At 67.1% G+C, this 1,767-nt stretch carries 1 protein-coding gene; it reads right to left on the bottom strand.

Going from position 1 to position 1,767, the window contains the following annotated elements; translation table 11 throughout:
- Positions 1-22: 22 nt before the first annotated feature.
- Positions 23-1,642 carry an IS1634 family transposase gene (locus ACRWND_RS30665; RefSeq protein ID WP_431955215.1) on the bottom strand — a complete coding sequence of 540 codons (1,620 nt, stop codon included), beginning with the start codon at positions 1,640-1,642 and terminating at the stop codon, positions 23-25.
- Positions 1,643-1,767: the final 125 nt, after the last annotated feature.

Here is a 1,767-nt window from a genome sequence, read left to right as displayed (position 1 = left end):
CGGTGACTTCGCACATGGGGTTTTAGGTCTCCAGCCAGCGGGGTCGGGTTTCGTCGATGCCGAGGAGTTCGAGCAGGTGTGCTTGGACTCCTTGGCTGACGAGGATGACGGGTGGGTCGGTGGTGGTGCCGGGTCGGAGGGTGAGGCCGTCGAGGTGGTAGAGGATCATGCGGCCGGTGGGGCGGACCTTGCGGTTGTCGGGATAGAGGCCGGCCATGGTCTGCTCGGGGCCCAGGGCCTGACGGACTTGGCGTTCGATCAGGCAGTAGACCAGTAGGGCCAGGCAGATCACGGTGATCAGGGCTGTAATGCGGCGGTTGTGCTCCAGGAACAGCGGAGCGACGGCCAGGGGGCCTTTGAACTCGCCGTAACGACGTTCGACCACCCCCTGGCCTTTGTAGCGCCGGAAGACCTCGGCCGCGTCGGCTTGTTCGGGAGTCAGAGCGGTGACCAGGCAGTACCAGCCGTCGGCGGCGGCTTCGGTATCCAGGACATCCTGGTCGAAGTGCCAGGACAGGGCGGGTTTCCCGTTGGGGCCGACGGTGACGGCGGTGCGCAGGCAGCTGGCGACCCGGCGGGACTTGGTGATCACCCCGATCCGGGCCTGGATCTTCTCGGCGGTGGTGTAGTACCGGCCGCCGGCCGATTTCTGCAGTTTTTCCAGTTCCTCGGCGGCTCTGGCCAGGCGTTTGGCGCGTGCTTTGCGCTGGCCCTCGGCGTTGCCGGTGGAGTGGACCAGGATCCGGCGCAGGTGGTGGACCGGGTCGCGCTTGCGCGGTCCTGCCATGGCATGGACGTCTTCGAGGACCCGGTAGGAGTGGCGCTGGTCGGCGGGGGTGTTCCGGTCACAGTCGCGGTCGTTGACGTAGTCGACCAGCTCGGCGGCCTGGACGTCGAGCGTGGCGTAGAAGCCGGCCTTGACCTGGGCCGCGGGTATGGGGGCGACGAAGGGGACCCGGGCGTCGAGCAGGGCGGTGATGTTGGGGTAGGAGACCAGTTTGGAATCCGCGACGAGCAGGAAGTCCTTGCGGTCGGCGATCTTCCGCAGGGCCTTCATCGCGCCGACGACCTGGGCGACTTCGCCCGCGCCGCCGTCGTAGGCGCGGTGGAAGACGGGGATGCCGCCGTCGCGGGTGACAGCCACTCCGGCCTGGACCTGCTTCAGGTCCACCCGCCGGTCCTTGGGGTGACCGTATCTGACCTGCGCGAATTGCTCTTCCTGGTCCGGATAAGCGCCGAACATGGAGATCGACGTCATGTCCCAGTGGATCTGGGCGGTGTCGATGCCGAACTCCGCGATGGTCTGGGCGCCGACCGAGCCGGTGATCTCCTCCAGGTGCGGGGCGATAGCGTCCAGGGCGCGGGCGATACGGTCGTCGTTGAGCAGGTCAGGCTCGATGCCGAAGACCTCCTCGACCGCCCACTTCCGCGCCCAGTCCTCCACCCGGACCATCGAGGTCGGCGAGGACAGCCGGTTGGCGACCAGCGCCTCGATGACTTGCCCGTGCGTCAGATGTGCCACATCCCGGACGGGGCACAGCTCGTCGATGATCCCGGCCACGTCCAACCGGCGCAGAAACTCGGCAGAGGCAGGCAGAGCGCCCAGACGCCTCTCCACCACAGGTGCCAGCTCGACCGACATGCGGGGACGCTGAACCCGGGAACGACGCGAACGAGATATCGGCACGTCCACTCCAACGACCCACACCCACTGAAGTACCGGCCACCTCATCAGTTCATCCGACTCAGCTATGTGCGGAGGATCGG

It is taken from the genome of Actinacidiphila sp. bgisy167 (assembly GCF_965342175.1).
Taxonomy (GTDB): Bacteria; Actinomycetota; Actinomycetes; order Streptomycetales; family Streptomycetaceae; genus Actinacidiphila.
The sequence above is the reverse complement of the archived record's forward strand: the minus strand, read 5'-3'. Positions and strand labels throughout refer to the sequence as shown.